The organism is Burkholderia sp. Tr-862, assembly GCF_011753085.1.
GTDB lineage: Bacteria > Pseudomonadota > Gammaproteobacteria > Burkholderiales > Burkholderiaceae > Burkholderia > Burkholderia ambifaria.
On the sequence record NZ_VWWG01000056.1, the window covers coordinates 1 to 16,203 of the forward strand.

The following is a 16,203-nucleotide window of genomic DNA, read 5'->3' on the forward strand; positions in this document are numbered from 1 at the left end:
TCGTTGAGGATCGCCATGCTCAGCACGCCGGCGCAGGCCCACCACAGCTCCGGCGTACTCAGCGCGTCCTTGCCGAGCACGCCGAGCGCGATCCCGATCGAGCCGGCCGACAGCGTCACGTGCCGCACCTCGAACGGGAACAGGAACACGGTGACGATCGCCGGGACCAGGCCGAGCATCAGGCCGAGGCCGACGTTCGCGACGACGCCCGCGACGTTCGACCGGCAGAAATGCGCGAGCTTCGCGGCGCCCGATGCGCCGAGCGTGAGCCGCAGCCGGCGGTTGTACGTGAGCGCGTCGCCGACCCGGTGCAGCACGAACCAGTTGTCGGCCCAGCCCGCGAGCAGGCTCGACGACCACAGCAGCACGCCCGTGAGCGCGGCATAGAACGGCGTCGGGCCCAGCAGCGAGAACGAATGCAGCGTTGCGTGCGCTTTTTCCGGCGAGATCAGGTTCCCGTGCAGCAGGTGGCCCGCGAACAGCTGCACGAGCAGGCACACGGGCAGCACGACGAGCACGTTGCCGGAGATCGCCGCCGCCTGCGTGCGGATCAGCGCGATCACCGACGCGACGAACGCCTTCACGCCTTCGTCGTGACCGGTTTCGTCGAGCTCGCGCGCGAGCGTCGGCGCGGTCATCGCGGGCTGCTTGGTCGCGAGCGTGAAGTGCAGGAAGTGCATCAGCATGAAGCTCGCCGCGTAGTTGATGCCCGCGAGCAGCCCTTCGAGCATCGACTGCAGGTGCGCGCCGGTGATCGCGAACTTCACGCACACGGTCGCGACGGTGACGAGGCCGCCGCCCGCGGCCATCCGCAGCATCTTCAGGTATTCGGCGCGGCCGCGCGAGATGTAGTGCTCGCCGGTGTCCGCGTTGGTCTCGACCAGCTTGCGCGCGAACAGCGAGAAGTTGCTGCGCACGAGGTGCGACACGCTCTGGCTGTTCTGGTTCGCGTCGACGAGCTCGGCCGTCAGGCGCGCCATGCCGCGCAGGTCGTCGCGCGCCATCCAGGCGTTGAGCAGCGTTTCGGCGCGCAGGATGCGCATGCGCATCCGTTCGACCTGGAACACGATGTCGACCGACACGCCGTTGCGGTACAGGTGCGTGAACACGTCGTCGACCGCGGTCCGGCATTCGTCGAGCAGCACGCGCAGGTAGTTCACCTCGTGCAGCAGCTTGCTCGGATCGCCGCCGTCCTCGACGGCCGCGTGCGCCGTCTCGACCGCGAGCATCGCGCGCGTGAGGCGGTAGAACGGCTGCGTTTCGAGCGGCTTGCGCGCGTCGTCGTCGGACAGGCGGCTGCGCACCGTCTGCGACAGGCCGGTCGAGCTGATCTGGCAGGTCAGGTTGTGCAGGGCGGCCAGCAGGTCGCGCGAGAACGAGCCGGGCTCGTGGCGTTCTTCGTCGGTGACGTCGTACGCGTTCAGGTCGGCGAGGCGGGCGAGCAGGTCGTCGGGCAGCGCGTCGATCCAGTGCGCGTCTTCCGGTGCCGGGAACATCAGCGTGAACAGCGCGGTCAGCTCGCGGCGGTTCGGCGCGGGCGGGATCAGCGACGAGTCGATCCGCTCGAACAGCGCGCCGAAGAAGCCGGAATGCACCGGCATCCCCGCATCGCACAGCAGCGAGATGCCGTCGCATTCGCGCAGGATCCCGCGCAGGATGCGCGCCGCGTGCGATTTCCACACGGGATTGCGGTCGAGCACGTGGAACAGGTAGCGCAGCCGCGCGTGTGCCGGATACGTGCGCGTGCCGGCGTCGTGCTCGGCTGTCGCGTCCGGCGCGGGCTGCACCGTGCCGTTGCGGCGCAGCCAGTGCGCGAGCTCGATCAGCCATTCGCTGCGCTCGGCGTACGACGTGTCCGCGTCGGCATGCGCGAGCAGCGCGTCGAGCTGGTGGCCCGTACTGCGCGACGCGCGCCACTTCTTGATCAGGGTCGTCAGGGAACGAAACATAAACGGAATAGCGAAAGCCCTGGACGGGCGGGTTCGGGGTGCCGGCCGGGAACACGGCATGGCGCCGGGGGAACGGTAAGGCTGGTCGGGTGGCCGGAAAATACGCGGCGACCCGCGATGCGGCTGTCCCGGCGCGGTGCACGCGGATCGCGTGCGGGCGCCCGGGAGACGCGGCGATCGGACCGGACACGGGCGGATCGCCGCCGGCTGGCACGCACGACAGGCGGCGCGAGCCGGAAAGTGCGTAGGATCGTCAATCGGGCGCGAAAACGCAAGCGGACCGTGTTGCGTGGCGCCGGTTCCGGCGGATTTTGACAAACAATGCAAAGCGGCCGTCCGGCCGATGGATGACGCGCGGTGTCGGCTACATCGGCGATGGCGGCGGGTGCGCGTGCACGGCGGCGCGCACGCGGATCGCCGCCGATGATCGCTATCGGGCGGCGCGTGCCGAATGCGGTGGCAGGTGCGAATACACCGGACGCCGGCCCGCGCGCCGCACGCTTACGTGCCGGACTTGCCGCTCGCGCCCGCGTCGCCGCCTGGCGTCGGATTGGCCGGGCAGGGCAGCACGGGCGCGGTGGCCGTTGCCTTGGCCGACGCGGTCCGCGTGGCCGTCGCCATCGCATCGCGCTGCGCGGCCATCGCGCGCACGCCGGACGCAGCCTGCGACGCAATCACGTCGAGCGCGCGCCGGTGGCCGGCGACGAGCGCGTCGTAGCCATCCCCGACCGGTTCCGCGACGCTCGTGCGGCACGTCATTACCGCCTGCGTGCCGAGTGCGCGCACGCTCCACACCGCATCGATCGCCGCACGCTTGCCGGGCCAGGAATCGAAGCGCTGCAGGTTCACGCTGATCCGATAGACGGGCACGCCGACCGGGTATGCGGAATTCGCGACGTCGATCGTGTCGAGCTGCGCGGCGAGATCGTCGGACAGCGCGCGGCGAATCTCGTCGGCGGGCGGCGCGGCCCAGCGCTCCTGTTCGAGCACGTCGACCTGCGCGGCGTTCTTCTGCACGACGAGCTGGTTCTTCGCGACCTGTTCGGGCACGCCGACGGACGGCACCTCGATCAGGAATGGCGGGTTGGCCGGCGCGGTGCGCACGGTTGCCGTGGCGCCGGCCGGGCTCAGCGTGTAGAACCGCGCGGGCGGCGAGCTGCACGCGGCGAGCGCGAGCACGGCGACAGCCGCCGCCGCGCCGCTCGCGAAACCGTTCACGCGTGTCGTCATTGTTGGTCTCCTGGCTTGCCCTTGAGCAGCGATTCGGGGTGGCGCTCCAGATAGTCGGCGAGCGCGTTCAGGGATTGCAGCGTGCGCGTGAGCTCCTTCAGCGCGCCGCGCACGTCGGACTGCAGCGGCGAATCCTGCTGCAGCGTCGCCTCGGCGGTGGAGAAGGTCTGCTGCGCGGCCGACAGCGTGTCGCGCGCTTGCGGCGCGATCTGCGTGTCGAGCTGCTTGAACAGCTTGTCGGCGTTCGACAGCGCGCTGTTCAGGTTCGCGCCGATCTGGTCGAACGGCACCTTGTCGAGCTTCTTCGCGATGTCGGCGACCTGCAGCTGCAGCTCGTCGAGTGTGTTCGGCACCGTCGGCAGCTCGAGCGGCTGGCGGGTGGTGTCGATCTTCGCGGGCGGCGCCTTCGGGAAGAAGTCGAGCGCGACGTACAGCTGGCTCGTCAGCAGGTTGCCGGTGCGCAGCTGGCCGCGCAGCCCGTGCTTGACGAGGCGCTCGACGATGTCGCGGCGGGCCGGTTCGCCCTGGGTCTCGATCGTTTCGCGGAACCGCCGGCCGAGCCGCTCCGGATACACGTTCATCGTGACCGGCATCAGGAAGTTCTTGGTCTTCGGATCGTAGTCGATGCCGATGTTCGTCACTTCGCCGAGCACGATGCCGCGGAAGTCGACCGGCGCGCCCACGCCGAGCCCGCGCAGCGACTGGTTGAAGTTCATCACGACCTGCAGCGGCTGGCCGTCCGGATCGCGCATCGCGTCGGCCTCGTCGGAGCCCAAGCGGAAGGTCGTGTTGTTCGGCGCGCTCGCACCGGTGCCCTGGTTCGGCGGCGTCTGGAACGCGATGCCGCCGAGGATCACCGTCGCGAGCGACTGCGTGTTCAGCTTCAGGCCGCTCGAATCGAGCCGCAGATCGACGCCGCTCGCCTGCCACCAGCGCGAGTTCACGCCGACGTACTGGTCGTACGGTGCATTGACGAACACGTTGAAGGTGACGCCCGTGCCGTCCTTGTCCAGGGAGAAGCCGACCACTTGTCCGACCTGCACGCGGCGGTAGTAGACGGGCGAGCCGATGTCGACGGAGCCGAGCGAATCGCCGCGCAGCACGTACTGCGTGCCCTTCTGGTCGCCGGTCACGGCCGGCGGGGATTCGAGCCCGGTGAAGTCGGTCTGCGTGTCCTGCCCGTGGCCGCCGTCGACGCCGATATACGCGCCCGACAGCAGCGTGCCGAGCCCCGACACGCCGGTCGCGCCGACGCGCGGACGCACGATCCAGAAGCGCGAGCCCTTGACCGCGAAGTCCTCGGCTTCCTTCTTCAATTGCACCTGGACGAGCACGCGCGACAGGTCTTTCGACAGCTTGATCGTCTTGACCATACCGATCTCGACGTCCTTGTACTTGACCTGCGTCTTGCCCGGCTCGAGGCCTTCCGCGCTGTGGAAGCTGATCGAGATTTCCGGGCCGCGTTCGCGCACGGATTTGACGACGAGGCCGATGCCGATCAGCGCGGCGATCAGCGGCACGAGCCAGACGAGCGACGGCAGCCAGCCGCTTTTCGTCGAGATCGACGGGTCGGGCGGCCGGGACGCGTCGTGCTGCGGGCCTTGCGGACTATTCATGGTGTTTCCCTGAGGTTTCGACTGGATCCCAGATCAGGCGGGGATCGAACTGCATCGACGCGAGCATCGTCAGGATCACGACCGAGCCGAACGCGAGTGCGCCGGGGCCGGCCGTGATGACGGCGAGCGAACGGAAATGGACGAGCGCGACGGTCAGCGTCACGACGAAGATGTCGAGCATCGACCAGCGGCCGATCCGCTCGACGATCCGGTATAGCCGCGTGCGCTGCAGCGGCCGCCACGTGGTGCGGCGCTGCGAACTGATCACGAGGATCAGCAGCACGCCGAGCTTGAGCATCGGCACGAGGATACTGGCGACGAACACGACGAGGGCGAGCGGCCAGTCGCCCGACGTCCAGAAATAGATGACGCCGCTCATGATCGTGTCTTCCTGCGAGCCGACGATCGACGAGGTGCGCATGATCGGCAGCAGGTTCGCCGGGATATAGAGGATCGCGGCCGCGAGCAGCAGCGCCCAGGTGCGCATGATGCTGTTCGGCGTACGGAAATGGAGCGTGCTGCCGCAGCGCGCGCAACGCGCATGCGGATGATCGATCGTCTGCACCAGCCCGCATGCGTGGCAGCTGGCGTAGCCCTCGCGGGCCGCGGTCGGCGTCGTCATCGGCGGGGGTCTTGCGGCAGCGGTGCGGCGCCGTCGGGCCGCCCGGGCGCGCGGCCGGCGCGCAGGTCGTCGGCGATGTCCCACAGCGTGCGCGGATCGAACATCAGCACGACGGCAGTCATCAGCGTGAGCGCGCCGAACGCGAACAGCGCGGCGTCGGGCACGACGCGCGCGAGGCTCACCATCTTCACGATCGTCACGACGATGCCGAGCATGAATACCTCGATCATCCCCCACGGCCGCACGAGCTGGATCGTGCGCAGCACCAGGTTGAGGCCCGGCGGCACGACGCCGCGGCGGATCGGCAGCAGCACGTAAAGCAGCGCGGCCATCTCGACGAGCGGGAACAGCACGGTCGAGCAGAACACCATGACACCGACGACTTCCATGCCCTGGTGCCACAGCGAATCGATCGCGCCGATCAACGTCGTCTGCACGCGGGTGCCGTTCAGGTCCATTTCGAGGATCGGGAAGGTCTGCGCGATGACGAACGTCACCAGCGCCGCGACCGCAAGCGCGCTGATGCGCTCGATCTGCTTGGTGCTGTTGCGGTAGAGCAGCGCGTCGCAGCGCGGGCAGCGCGCGATTTCGCGACCGCTCAGGCGCGGTTTATGCAACAGTGCGTCGCATTCGTGGCAGGCAATCAGGTCGTATCGTTGCATGGAGGAGGCGGTTGCGTGACGGCAGAAACGTGCGCCGACGGGGCCGGAACCCGCGCCAATCTTACCAAAACGGCTTTTTCGGCGCGTCAACGTTCCGTTTTCTGGTTACCGATCGGTAACATGGCGTAGACATGGCGGCCGGCTGGCGCGCCTGTCCTCAGAGTCCGCGCAGGACAAAAGGTTGCGGTAGCATGGCGCCCGTGGCAAGCGTCGGACGGATTTACCGGCGCAGCCGTTCGCTCAACTGAGGAAACCAAGATGGCATCGAAATCGCTGCCGGCCCGGCCGGTACGTTACACGCAGACCGCGATCGCGCTGCACTGGTTGATCGCGCTGCTGATCATCTGCGGCTTCGCGCTCGGCTGGGTGATGACGGACATCCCCGGTTTCACGCCGACCAAGCTGAAGTATTTCTCGTGGCACAAGTGGATCGGCGTGACGGCGTTCGCGCTGGCCGTCGTGCGCGTGCTGTGGCGTGCGACCCACGCGTCGCCACCACTGCCGGGCAATACGCCGGCATGGCAGCGGGCGGCGTCGCACGGCGTGCACATCCTGCTGTACGTGCTGATGCTCGTGATCCCGGTGACCGGCTACCTGTACAGCTCGGCGTCGAACATCCCGGTCGTCTACCTCGGCATCGTGCCGTTGCCGCGCCTGATCGATCCCGATCCGGTGTTGAAGGAAACGTTCAAGACGCTTCACGTGTCTTTGAATTACATTTTGCTTGCGCTCGTTTCGCTGCACGTGCTCGCGGCGCTCAAGCACCAGCTGTTGGACCGCGACGGTCTGCTGTCGCGGATGCTTCCCTTTGCCAAATGAAGGATCCCATGAAAGTGTCTTTCTCCCGCTCCATGCTGACCGCGTTCGCCGCGGTGACACTTGTCGCGTCGGCCGCGGCGCACGCCGACGTCGATCTCGCGAAGAGCAAGGTGTCCGCCGTGTCCAAGCAGATGAACGTGCCGACCGAAGGCGCATTCAAGAAGTTCTCCGCGCAGGTGAAGTTCGATCCGGCGAAGGCCGCGCAGGGCAGCGCGCAGATGTCGATCGACATCGCGAGCTTCGACCTGGGCGACAAGATGTACAACGACCAGGTCGCCGGCAAGGACTGGTTCGACGCGAAGACGTATCCGCAGGCGACCTTCGCGTCGTCGGCGATCGCGCCGGCGGGCGGCAACAAGTACAACGTGACCGGCAAGCTGACGATCAAGGGCAAGTCCGAGACCGTCACGGTGCCCGTCACGGTCACGCAGAGCGGCGCGACGCAGACCTTCGACGGCGTGCTGCCGATCAAGCGTTCGGCGTTCAACGTCGGCACCGGCGAGTGGAAGGACACGTCGATCGTCGCCGACGAAGTGCAGATCAAGTTCCATCTCGTCGCCACGAAGTAAGCGGCGCGCTGTTGCATTACCCGAATGCCGCGCGAGGGCGCGGCGCTGTTCAAAGGAGAATGAGTTTGAAAAAGCATCTGATCATCGCCGCCGGCGCGCTGGCCGCTTCGCTGTCGTTCTCGGCATTCGCCGACACGGCGACGTACCAGTTCGACCCGAGCCACACGTACCCGAGCTTCGAGGCCGACCACTTCGGCGGCCTGTCGGTCTGGCGCGGCAAGTTCGACAAGTCGAGCGGCACCGTGACGCTCGACCGCGCGGCGAAGACCGGTACGGTCGACGTGACGACCGACATCGCGTCGATCCACACGGGCAGCACGAAGCTCGACGAGCACCTGCAGACGGGCGAATTCTTCGACGCGTCCAAGTTCCCGCAGGCGAACTACAAGGGCACGATCAAGTTCGACGGCGACAAGCCCGTGTCGGTGGTTGGCAACCTGACGCTGCATGGCGTCACGAAGCCGGTCACGCTGAAGATCGATTCGTTCAAGTGCATGCCGCACCCGATGCTCAAGCGTGAAGTGTGCGGCGTCGACGCGGTCGGCGAATTCAGCCGCGACGATTTCGGCCTCGACTACGGCAAGCAATACGGCTTCAAGATGAAGACGAAGCTGCTGATCACGGCCGAAGCCGTCAAGCAGCAGTAACGCGCCCGGCCGGACCGGCCGCCGCGTGCCCACCGCCGCGCCCCGCTTCCGGGGTCGCGGCGGTTTTTTTTGCGCGCCTATAATCGTCGGCACAGCTCGCGGCGCGAGAACGGACGCGTCCGACAGAACGTACAACGACAAGGAGATCGCCGATGCACGCCGTCACGCAGTCCCGCTCCATTGCCTCGTCGCCGCGCGTGTGGCGCGCGGTGGTCGCCGCGTCGATCGGCAACGCACTCGAGTGGTTCGACCTCGTCGTCTACGGCTTCTTCGCGGTGACGATCTCGAAGCTGTTCTTTCCGGCCGGCAACGACACCGTGTCGCTGCTGCTCACGCTCGGCACGTTCGGCGTGTCGTTCTTCATGCGTCCGCTCGGCGCGATCGTGCTCGGCGCTTACGCCGACCGCGCGGGCCGCAAGGCCGCACTCACGCTGTCGATCCTGCTGATGATGGCCGGCACGCTCGTCATCGCGGTGCTGCCGACCTACCGGACGATCGGCGTCGCGGCGCCGCTGATCCTCGTCGCCGCACGGCTGATGCAGGGTTTCTCGGCGGGCGGCGAATTCGGCAGCGCGACCGCGTTCCTGGCCGAGCACGTGCCGGGCCGGCGCGGCTTCTTCGCGAGCTGGCAGGTCGCGAGCCAGGGCCTCACGACCCTGCTTGCCGCCGGTTTCGGCACCGTGCTGAACGCGCAGCTCACGGCCGACCAGATGGCCGCATGGGGCTGGCGCATTCCGTTCTTCTTCGGGCTGCTGCTCGGGCCCGTCGCGTACTACATCCGCTCGAAGGTCGACGAGACGCCCGAATTCCTCGCGGCCGAAAGCACCGCGAGCCCGTTGCGCGACACGTTCGCGTCGCACAAGGCGCGGCTCGTCGCCGCGATGGGCGTGGTCGTGCTCGGCACCGTCGCGACCTATCTCGTGCTGTTCATGCCGACCTACGGCGTGAAGCAGCTCGGCCTCGCGCCGTCGGCCGCGTTCGCGGCGATCCTCGTCGTCGGCGTGATCCAGATGGCGTTTGCGCCGCTCGTCGGCCACTGGTCGGATCGCTACGGCCGCGTGCGCGTGATGATCGCGCCGGCGCTCGGCATTCTCGTGCTGATCTATCCGGCGTTCGCGTACCTCGTCGCGCATCCGGGCTTCGGCACGCTGATCGCGCTGCAGGTGCTGCTCGCGTTCCTGATGACCGGCTATTTCGCGGCGCTGCCGGGCCTGCTGTCGGAAGTGTTTCCGGTGCAGACGCGCACGACCGGGATGTCGCTCGCGTATAACGTCGCGGTGACGATCTTCGGCGGCTTCGGGCCCTTCATCATCGCGTGGCTGATCCGCGCGACCGGGATGAAGACCGCGCCGAGCTTCTACCTGATGTTCGCGGCCGTGCTGAGCCTCGCGGCGCTGTTCGTGCTGCGGCGGCGGTTCGGGTTCCGGTGATCGGGCGCGCGGCGGCGCGTCAGTCGTCGCCGCGCTCGCATGTCGGCTGCGCCGGCATCAGTCGCGCGGGCGCGGCGACCGTCTGCACCGGCCGACCGGCGAGCGCATCGAGCGCCTGCCGGAGCTGCCAGTCTGCAGCCGTGCCGAATTCGCGCTGCGGCAGCGCCGCGCTCTTCGACATATCGACCTTCGCGCGCACGCGCTGCTCGCGCAGTGCCTGCCGCGCCTTGCGCACCTGCGCGAACGGATCGGGCGCCAGCCGGTCCGCGTAGGGCGCGCGGGCGAGATCGACTTCGCGATACCACAGCAGCACACCGTCGACGTCCGAGTCGCGGCGCGGCGCCACGAGCCAGTCCGGCACGACGGCGTAGCCGTCCATCGGGCAGCCGTTCGGCCGCAGGTTGCGCGCGAACGTGAAGTTGAGCCGCGTGCCGTCGATCAGGTCGACGCCGGTCTGCGCGAGCCCCTTCCCGTAGGTCGGCATCCCGAGCAGCCGTGCGCGGCCGAGATCCTTGAGTGCTGCCGCGCTCGCTTCGGCGGCCGACGCGCTCTGTCCGTCGACGAGCACGACGAGCGGCACGGTGCGCCACCAGGCGTCGGCCTGCAGCGGCGCGAGCGGATCCTGGCCGTGCATGACCGGCAGTTCGTAGTCGGGCCAGTTGGTCGTGAAGCGGCGGCGCTTCGTGCCGTCGCGCTCGAGCGTGACCATCGCGGTGCGGTCGCGCCCGGCGAACAGCGCGACGATGCCGATCGCCGCATTGAGCGCGCCGCCGCCGTTGATGCGCAGGTCGAGGATCACGCCTTTCGCGGGCGGCCCCGCGCGACGCGCGGCCTGCACCGCGTCGATGTAGTTGCCTACCGCGGGCTCTGGGAAGCTCGACAGGCGCGTGTACAGGATGTCGCCGGCGAGCCGTTTCGCGGTCGCCGGATGCGGGCGGACGATCGCACGCACGGGCGCGAAGGTCAGCGTTTCGTGATTCTGACCGCGCCGGACCGTGAGTTTCAGCGGCACGCCCGCGTCGCCTTTCGCGAGTTTCACGACCTCGCTGCTGTCGAGGCCGACGACGCTCGTGTCGTTCATCGCGACGACGAGATCGTCGGGCCGCACGCCGGCCTGCTCGGCGGGGGCGTCGGGAATCACGTCGATGATGTGCAGCCCGTCGGGCCGTGTCTCGAACACGATGCCGATGCCCGGCGTGCCGTCCCGCACGCGGCGCTCGTCGTCGAGCTGCTGCTGGCGCTCCTTCGCGTTGAAGAAGCGCGCGTACGGCAGCGTCTTGATCCCGTCGTGCACGGTGGCGTCGAGCAGCGCGCCGATGTCGACGTCGGTCAGGTGCTGCTTCTTCAGTACTTCGACCGCGGCCTTCAGTTCGCAGAGTTGCGGTTCCCAGTCGGGCGGGCAGGGTGACGGTTGCGACGCGGCGGCGGGCGCGGTGGCGGACGCGGACGCGGATTGCGCGCGGGCGGCCGATGCGCATGCAACCAACGCAGCTGCAGCGGCTGCACCGGTACTCCAGGCGACGAGGCGACGAACGACACGCGTGGCAGGCATCATGAGGACCGCGGCTTCGACGGGGCGGGGCGGGATGGTGACGCGATTGTAGCCGACGCCCCTTGCCGTCGCGCCGGCGCAGGAGGGCGGCGGCGCGCGCATGAAAAAAGGCCGGTCCACGAGGGACCGGCCTTCTGGTATCAGCCGAAACGGCGCGGGCTCAAACCTGCGCGCCTGCGTTCGGATCGTCCGGATCGTGTGCGCTCTTCTTGTCCTTGATCAGGTCTTCGCGCTTGATGCCGAGCCACATCGCGAGCGAGCCCGCGACGAACACCGACGAGTAGATGCCGAACATGATGCCGACCGTCAGCGCGAGCGCGAAGTAGTGCAGCGTCGGGCCGCCGAAGAAGAACATCGACAGCACCATCATTTCCGTCGACGTGTGCGTGATGATCGTGCGCGACATCGTCGTCGTGATTGCGTGGTTGATCACTTCCGACACGCTCATCCTGCGTTCGCGGCGGAACGTTTCGCGGATCCGGTCGAAGATGACGACCGACTCGTTGACCGAGTAGCCGAGCACCGCGAGGATCGCCGCGAGCACCGCCAGCGAGAACTCCCACTGGAAGAACGCGAAGAAGCCGAGAATGATCACGACGTCGTGCAGGTTCGCGATGATGCCGGCGACCGCGTACTTCCATTCGAAGCGGATCGACAGGTAGATCACGATGCCGATCACGACGCACGCGAGCGCGAGGAGACCGTCGGTCGCGAGCTCGCGGCCGACCTGCGGGCCGACGAACTCGACGCGCTGCAGCGATACGTCGGGGCTCTGCGCCTTCAGTGCGGTCATCACCTGATCGCTCTGCTGCGCGGACGTGAGGCCTTCCTTCAGCTGCAGGCGGATCAGCACGTTGCGCGACGTGCCGAAGTTCTGCACCTGCGCATCGGCGTAGCCGAGCTTGCCGAGCGTGGCGCGCACGGGTTCGAGCTGCGCGGCCTGCTGGTACTGGACCTCGATCACCGTACCGCCGGTGAATTCGACGGACAGGTGCAGCCCGCGGTGGAACAGGAAGAACACGGCGGCGAGGAACGTGACCAGCGAGATCACGTTGAACACCAGCGCGTGCCGCATGAACGGAATGTCTTTACGGATGCGGAAAAATTCCATGGCTTCGTCTCCGGGGCCTTATTGGGTCGAGCCCGGTTTCTTCGGCGACACGCCTTGCTGCGCGCGGTTGCGCAGCTGCGGCTTGCCGGCGCGCGGGGCGTTGCCCTTCGCGGGGGCGGCGAGCTTCGCGGCGCGTGCGGTGTCGGTCGATTCGTCGGCCGCGGTGAACGATGCGCCGGCTGCGGCGCCTTCCGGCCTCCACACCTGGCCGATCGCGAGCGACTTCAGTTTCTTGCGGCCGCCGTACCAGAGGTTGACGAGCCCGCGCGAGAAGAACACCGCGGAGAACATCGACGTCAGGATGCCGAGGCAGTGGACGATCGCGAACGCACGAACCGGGCCCGAGCCGAACGCGAGCAGCGCGAGGCCGGCGATCAGCGTCGTGACGTTCGAGTCGAGAATCGTCGCCCACGCATGTGCGTAGCCGGACTGGATCGCGAGCTGCGGCGGCTGGCCGGCGCGCAGTTCTTCACGCACGCGCTCGTTGATCAGCACGTTCGAGTCGATCGCCATACCGAGCGCGAGCGCGATTGCCGCGATACCGGGCAGCGTCAGCGTCGCCTGCATCAGCGACAGCACCGCGACGAGCAGCAGCAGGTTCACCGACAGGCCGATCACCGAGATCACGCCGAACAGCATGTAGTACGCGATCATGAACACGGCGATCGCGCAGAAGCCCCAGATCACCGAGTGGACGCCCATCTTGATGTTGTCCGCGCCGAGGCTCGGGCCGATCGTGCGTTCCTCGATGATGTCCATCGGTGCGGCGAGCGAACCGGCGCGCAGCAGCAGCGCGAGGTCGGCCGCAGCCTGCGGCGTCGGCTGGCCCGTGATCTGGAAGCGGTCGCCGAGTTCGGACTGGATCGTCGCGACCGTCAGCACTTCGCCCTTGCCCTTCTCGAACAGCACCATCGCCATCGGCTTGCCGATGTTGTCGCGCGACACCGTGCGCACCGAGCGGCCGCCCGCCGAGTCGAGGCGGATGTTGACCGACGGACGCTGGTGTTCGTCGAAGCCGGCCGACGCATCGATGATGCGGTCGCCAGTGAAGATCACTTCCTTCTTCAGCAGCACGGGCGCCTGGTTGCCCTGCGTGAACAGCTCCTCGCCCGGCGGCACGGGGTCGTTCGGGTTCGGGTGCGTGTTGATCGGATCGGCGAGGCGCGCCTCGAGCGTCGCGGTGCGGCCGATGATGTCCTTCGCCTTCGCGGTGTCCTGCACGCCCGGCAGTTCGACGACGATACGGTCGCTGCCCTGCTGCTGCAGGATCGGCTCGGACACGCCGAGTTCGTTCACGCGGTTGTGGAGCGTCGTCAGGTTCTGCTTGAGCGCGGCGTCCTCGACGGACTTCTGCACGGCCGGCGTGAACGTGCCGACGACCTGCGTGCCGCCGCCGCCGGGCTGGGTCGCCCATTGCAGTTCGGTGACGGACGCGGCGAGCACCTTGCGGGCGTCTTCGGCCGTTTGCGCATCGCTGAAGTTGACGACGACGGACTGGTCGACGCGGCTCACGCCGCCGTCGCGGATGTTCCTGTCGCGCAGCAGCGCGCGCGCGTCGGATGCATCGGAGTCGAGCTTTTTCGTCAGCGCGCCCGTCATGTCGACCTGGAGCAGGAAGTGGACACCGCCGCGCAGGTCGAGGCCGAGATACATCGGCAGTGCGTGCAATGCGGTCAGCCAGCGCGGCGACGCGCTCTGCAGGTTCAGTGCGACGACGTACTGCGGATCGTTCGGATCGGCGTTCAGCGATTTCTGCAGCAGGTCCTTGACGCGCAGCTGCGTATCGGTGTCCTTCAGGCGCACGCGGATGTTCGCGTTGGACGCCGTGTTCTCGAAGGTGATGTCGTCCGGCTTGATCTGCGCGGACGCGAGCGCGGATTCGACCTGGGTCAGCGTGGTCGAGTCGAGCTTGACCGTGGCCTTGCCGCTCGACACCTGCACCGCCGGCGCTTCGCCGAAGAAGTTGGGCAATGTGTACAGAAAGCCGATGGCGAGCGCCACGACCATCACGACATATTTCCAGAGTGGATAACGATTCATGAGGGGGCCGAACGGGTGGTTGGCGTGAAAGCGTCGCGTCCGGCGCCGCGGCGGCCCGCTCTCTCAGGCGGGCACGGCGCGGGGAGCCGGACGCTCGGTAAAAGCCTTACAGCGACTTGATCGTGCCCTTCGGCAGAATGGTCGTGACGGCGGCCTTCTGCACGGTGATTTCGGTGCCTTCGGCGATTTCGACGCCGATGTAGCCTTCGGTGACCTTCGTCACCTTGCCGACGAGGCCGCCGCTCGTGACGACTTCGTCGCCCTTCGCCATGGCCGCGAGCATGTTGCGGTGTTCCTTCTGACGCTTCATCTGCGGACGGATCATGATGAAGTACAGCACCGCGAACATCAGGATGAGCGGCAGGAAGCTCATCAGGCTCGATTCGGCGCCACCGGCGCCTTGCGCGAAGGCATTGGAAATGAACGGCACGTTGGTCTCTCCGTAGGGGAAGATCGAAAAATAAGCCGGTTATTCTACCACCGGCCCCATGCGCAAACGGCGCAGCAAATGCGCTGTCGGATCAAGCTGTTAAAGCACGAACCGGCACCGTTGCGACTTGTTTGGAAAGGTAATTGTAATGTTTGGTGGTCACGACCGGCACCTGGAACGCGTTATTTAGTACGCGTCCGATGTGACAGGCCGCAGTGCGGGCGGCGGGCGGGCCGCCGGCCGCGTCAGTCGACCCCTCTTGCACGATCCTCCGCGAAGCGCTGGCGGAACGCGTCGAACGTATGGGTTTCGATCGCATCGCGGATCTCGCCCATCAGCTGCAGGTAGTAGTGCAGGTTGTGGATCGTATTGAGCTGCGCGCCGAGGATTTCGCCGACACGGTGCAGGTGATGCAGGTAGCCGCGCGAGAAGTTCTGGCACGTGTAGCAGGTGCAGCTCGCATCGAGCGGCTTCAGCGAGTTCTTGTGCGTCGCGTTGCGGATCTTCACGTCGCCGAAGCGCGTGAACAGCCAGCCGTTGCGCGCGTTGCGGGTCGGCATCACGCAGTCGAACATGTCGATGCCGTTCGCGACGCCCTCGACCAGGTCTTCCGGCGTGCCGACGCCCATCAGGTAGTGCGGCTTGTTGGCCGGCAGCTTCGGGCCGACGTGCCGCAGCACGCGCATCATGTCTTCCTTCGGCTCGCCGACCGACAGCCCGCCGATCGCGAGGCCGTGGAAGCCGAGCTCGGACAGCCCCGCGAGCGATTCGTCGCGCAGGTCTTCAAACATCCCGCCCTGGACGATCCCGAAGAGGGCGTTCGGGTTGCCGAGCCGGTCGAACTCGTCGAGCGAGCGCTTCGCCCAGCGCAGCGACATGCGCATCGAGTCGGCCGCCTCCTTGTGCGTCGTCGGCACGCCGTTGGTCGCGTACGGCGTGCATTCGTCGAACTGCATCACGATGTCGGAGTTCAGCACCTTCTGGATCTGCATCGACACTTCCGGCGACAGGAACAGCTTGTCGCCGTTGATCGGCGACGCGAACGTGACGCCGTCCTCGGTGATCTTGCGCAGGTCGCCGAGCGAGAACACCTGGAAGCCGCCCGAGTCGGTCAGGATCGGCTTGTTCCAGCCCATGAAGCCGTGCAGGCCGCCGTGCGCATCGATCGTGTCGAGGCCCGGGCGCAGCCACAGGTGGAACGTGTTGCCGAGGATGATCTGGGCCTTGATCTCGTGCAGCTCGCGCGGCTGGATCGCCTTCACGGTGCCGTACGTGCCGACCGGCATGAAGATCGGCGTCTCGACCACGCCGTGGTTGAGCTTCACGCGGCCGCGGCGTGCATGGCCGTCGGTCGTCAGCAGTTCGAATTCGAGCCCGTTGGCCGGGCGGTCCTGCACGGGCGCGTGCGTATCGTGGGATGAACCTTCGGTCATCGCGTCATTCTCCTTGCCACCGGAAAAACAGTCCGGCGCATGTTGGAAACGCTGCCGGCGAGCCGGCGGCGGGGAAAAGCGGGCGCGCGCCAT

The 16,203-nt window shown here is 67.4% G+C and carries 14 protein-coding genes; 4 read left to right on the forward strand and 10 right to left on the reverse strand.

Annotation, left to right across the window (positions count from 1 at the left end):
• The 5 genes from F3J14_RS17135 to F3J14_RS17155 form a co-directional block, all read right to left on the reverse strand.
• Positions 1-1,949: site-specific recombinase (locus F3J14_RS17135; protein WP_166724013.1), on the reverse strand; the 1,949-nt coding region annotated here is incomplete at its 3' end.
• A gap of 501 nt (positions 1,950-2,450) precedes the next feature.
• A complete protein-coding gene (locus tag F3J14_RS17140) occupies positions 2,451-3,179 on the reverse strand; it encodes a PqiC family protein (protein ID WP_166724014.1) in 729 nt (242 codons plus the stop codon).
• A complete protein-coding gene (locus F3J14_RS17145; protein ID WP_166724015.1) occupies positions 3,176-4,795 on the reverse strand; it encodes an MlaD family protein in 1,620 nt (539 codons plus the stop codon). The genes F3J14_RS17140 and F3J14_RS17145 overlap by 4 nt, the downstream gene beginning before the upstream one ends.
• On the reverse strand, positions 4,788-5,417 hold the full coding sequence (locus tag F3J14_RS17150; RefSeq protein ID WP_166724016.1) for a paraquat-inducible protein A: 630 nt from the start codon (positions 5,415-5,417) through the stop codon (positions 4,788-4,790). Before F3J14_RS17150 ends, F3J14_RS17145 begins: the two co-directional genes overlap by 8 nt.
• Complete coding sequence (locus F3J14_RS17155; protein ID WP_166724017.1) at positions 5,414-6,079, reverse strand: paraquat-inducible protein A; 666 nt, start codon at positions 6,077-6,079, stop codon at positions 5,414-5,416. The genes F3J14_RS17150 and F3J14_RS17155 overlap by 4 nt, the downstream gene beginning before the upstream one ends.
• Before the next feature lie 258 nt (positions 6,080-6,337).
• Between F3J14_RS17155 and F3J14_RS17160 the strand changes: the two genes are divergently transcribed.
• The 4 genes from F3J14_RS17160 to F3J14_RS17175 all read left to right on the forward strand — a co-directional run bounded on the left by F3J14_RS17160 (position 6,338) and on the right by F3J14_RS17175 (position 9,544).
• The gene (locus F3J14_RS17160) at positions 6,338-6,898 is read left to right on the forward strand and encodes a cytochrome b (protein ID WP_166724018.1); all 561 of its coding nucleotides are present in this window, start codon (positions 6,338-6,340) and stop codon (positions 6,896-6,898) included.
• A gap of 8 nt (positions 6,899-6,906) precedes the next feature.
• On the forward strand, positions 6,907-7,467 hold the full coding sequence (locus F3J14_RS17165) for a YceI family protein (protein ID WP_166724019.1): 561 nt from the start codon (positions 6,907-6,909) through the stop codon (positions 7,465-7,467).
• A gap of 65 nt (positions 7,468-7,532) precedes the next feature.
• Positions 7,533-8,114 carry a YceI family protein gene (locus F3J14_RS17170; protein WP_006755693.1) on the forward strand — a complete coding sequence of 194 codons (582 nt, stop codon included), beginning with the start codon at positions 7,533-7,535 and terminating at the stop codon, positions 8,112-8,114.
• 152 nt (positions 8,115-8,266) lie between these two features.
• Complete coding sequence (locus F3J14_RS17175) at positions 8,267-9,544, forward strand: MFS transporter (protein ID WP_166724020.1); 1,278 nt, start codon at positions 8,267-8,269, stop codon at positions 9,542-9,544.
• Positions 9,545-9,563: 19 nt separating this feature from the next.
• Here F3J14_RS17175 and F3J14_RS17180 read toward each other — a convergent pair whose 3' ends face one another.
• From F3J14_RS17180 to tgt, 5 genes are all read right to left on the reverse strand, one after another.
• Positions 9,564-11,099 carry a S41 family peptidase gene (locus tag F3J14_RS17180; RefSeq protein ID WP_166724021.1) on the reverse strand — a complete coding sequence of 512 codons (1,536 nt, stop codon included), beginning with the start codon at positions 11,097-11,099 and terminating at the stop codon, positions 9,564-9,566.
• A gap of 157 nt (positions 11,100-11,256) precedes the next feature.
• Positions 11,257-12,207 carry a protein translocase subunit SecF gene (gene secF, locus F3J14_RS17185; RefSeq protein WP_006755170.1) on the reverse strand — a complete coding sequence of 317 codons (951 nt, stop codon included), beginning with the start codon at positions 12,205-12,207 and terminating at the stop codon, positions 11,257-11,259.
• Positions 12,208-12,225: 18 nt separating this feature from the next.
• A complete protein-coding gene (secD, locus tag F3J14_RS17190; protein ID WP_166724022.1) occupies positions 12,226-14,247 on the reverse strand; it encodes a protein translocase subunit SecD in 2,022 nt (673 codons plus the stop codon).
• 106 nt (positions 14,248-14,353) lie between these two features.
• Positions 14,354-14,677, reverse strand: coding sequence for a preprotein translocase subunit YajC (yajC, locus tag F3J14_RS17195; protein ID WP_006476868.1), 324 nt, complete (start codon positions 14,675-14,677; stop codon positions 14,354-14,356).
• A gap of 245 nt (positions 14,678-14,922) precedes the next feature.
• Positions 14,923-16,110: a tRNA guanosine(34) transglycosylase Tgt gene (gene tgt, locus F3J14_RS17200; protein WP_166724023.1), complete on the reverse strand. Its 1,188-nt coding sequence runs from the start codon at positions 16,108-16,110 to the stop codon at positions 14,923-14,925.
• Between the last annotated feature and the right edge of the window lie 93 nt (positions 16,111-16,203).

Coding starts and splice junctions, on each gene's coding strand:
- F3J14_RS17140 (WP_166724014.1), bottom strand. CDS start 3,179: ATGACGACACGCGTGAACGGTTTCGCGAGCGGCGCGGCGGCGGCTGTC.
- F3J14_RS17145 (WP_166724015.1), bottom strand. CDS start 4,795: ATGAATAGTCCGCAAGGCCCGCAGCACGACGCGTCCCGGCCGCCCGAC.
- F3J14_RS17150 (WP_166724016.1), bottom strand. CDS start 5,417: ATGACGACGCCGACCGCGGCCCGCGAGGGCTACGCCAGCTGCCACGCA.
- F3J14_RS17155 (WP_166724017.1), bottom strand. CDS start 6,079: ATGCAACGATACGACCTGATTGCCTGCCACGAATGCGACGCACTGTTG.
- F3J14_RS17160 (WP_166724018.1), top strand. CDS start 6,338: ATGGCATCGAAATCGCTGCCGGCCCGGCCGGTACGTTACACGCAGACC.
- F3J14_RS17165 (WP_166724019.1), top strand. CDS start 6,907: ATGAAAGTGTCTTTCTCCCGCTCCATGCTGACCGCGTTCGCCGCGGTG.
- F3J14_RS17175 (WP_166724020.1), top strand. CDS start 8,267: ATGCACGCCGTCACGCAGTCCCGCTCCATTGCCTCGTCGCCGCGCGTG.
- F3J14_RS17180 (WP_166724021.1), bottom strand. CDS start 11,099: ATGATGCCTGCCACGCGTGTCGTTCGTCGCCTCGTCGCCTGGAGTACC.
- secF (WP_006755170.1), bottom strand. CDS start 12,207: ATGGAATTTTTCCGCATCCGTAAAGACATTCCGTTCATGCGGCACGCG.
- secD (WP_166724022.1), bottom strand. CDS start 14,247: ATGAATCGTTATCCACTCTGGAAATATGTCGTGATGGTCGTGGCGCTC.
- tgt (WP_166724023.1), bottom strand. CDS start 16,110: ATGACCGAAGGTTCATCCCACGATACGCACGCGCCCGTGCAGGACCGC.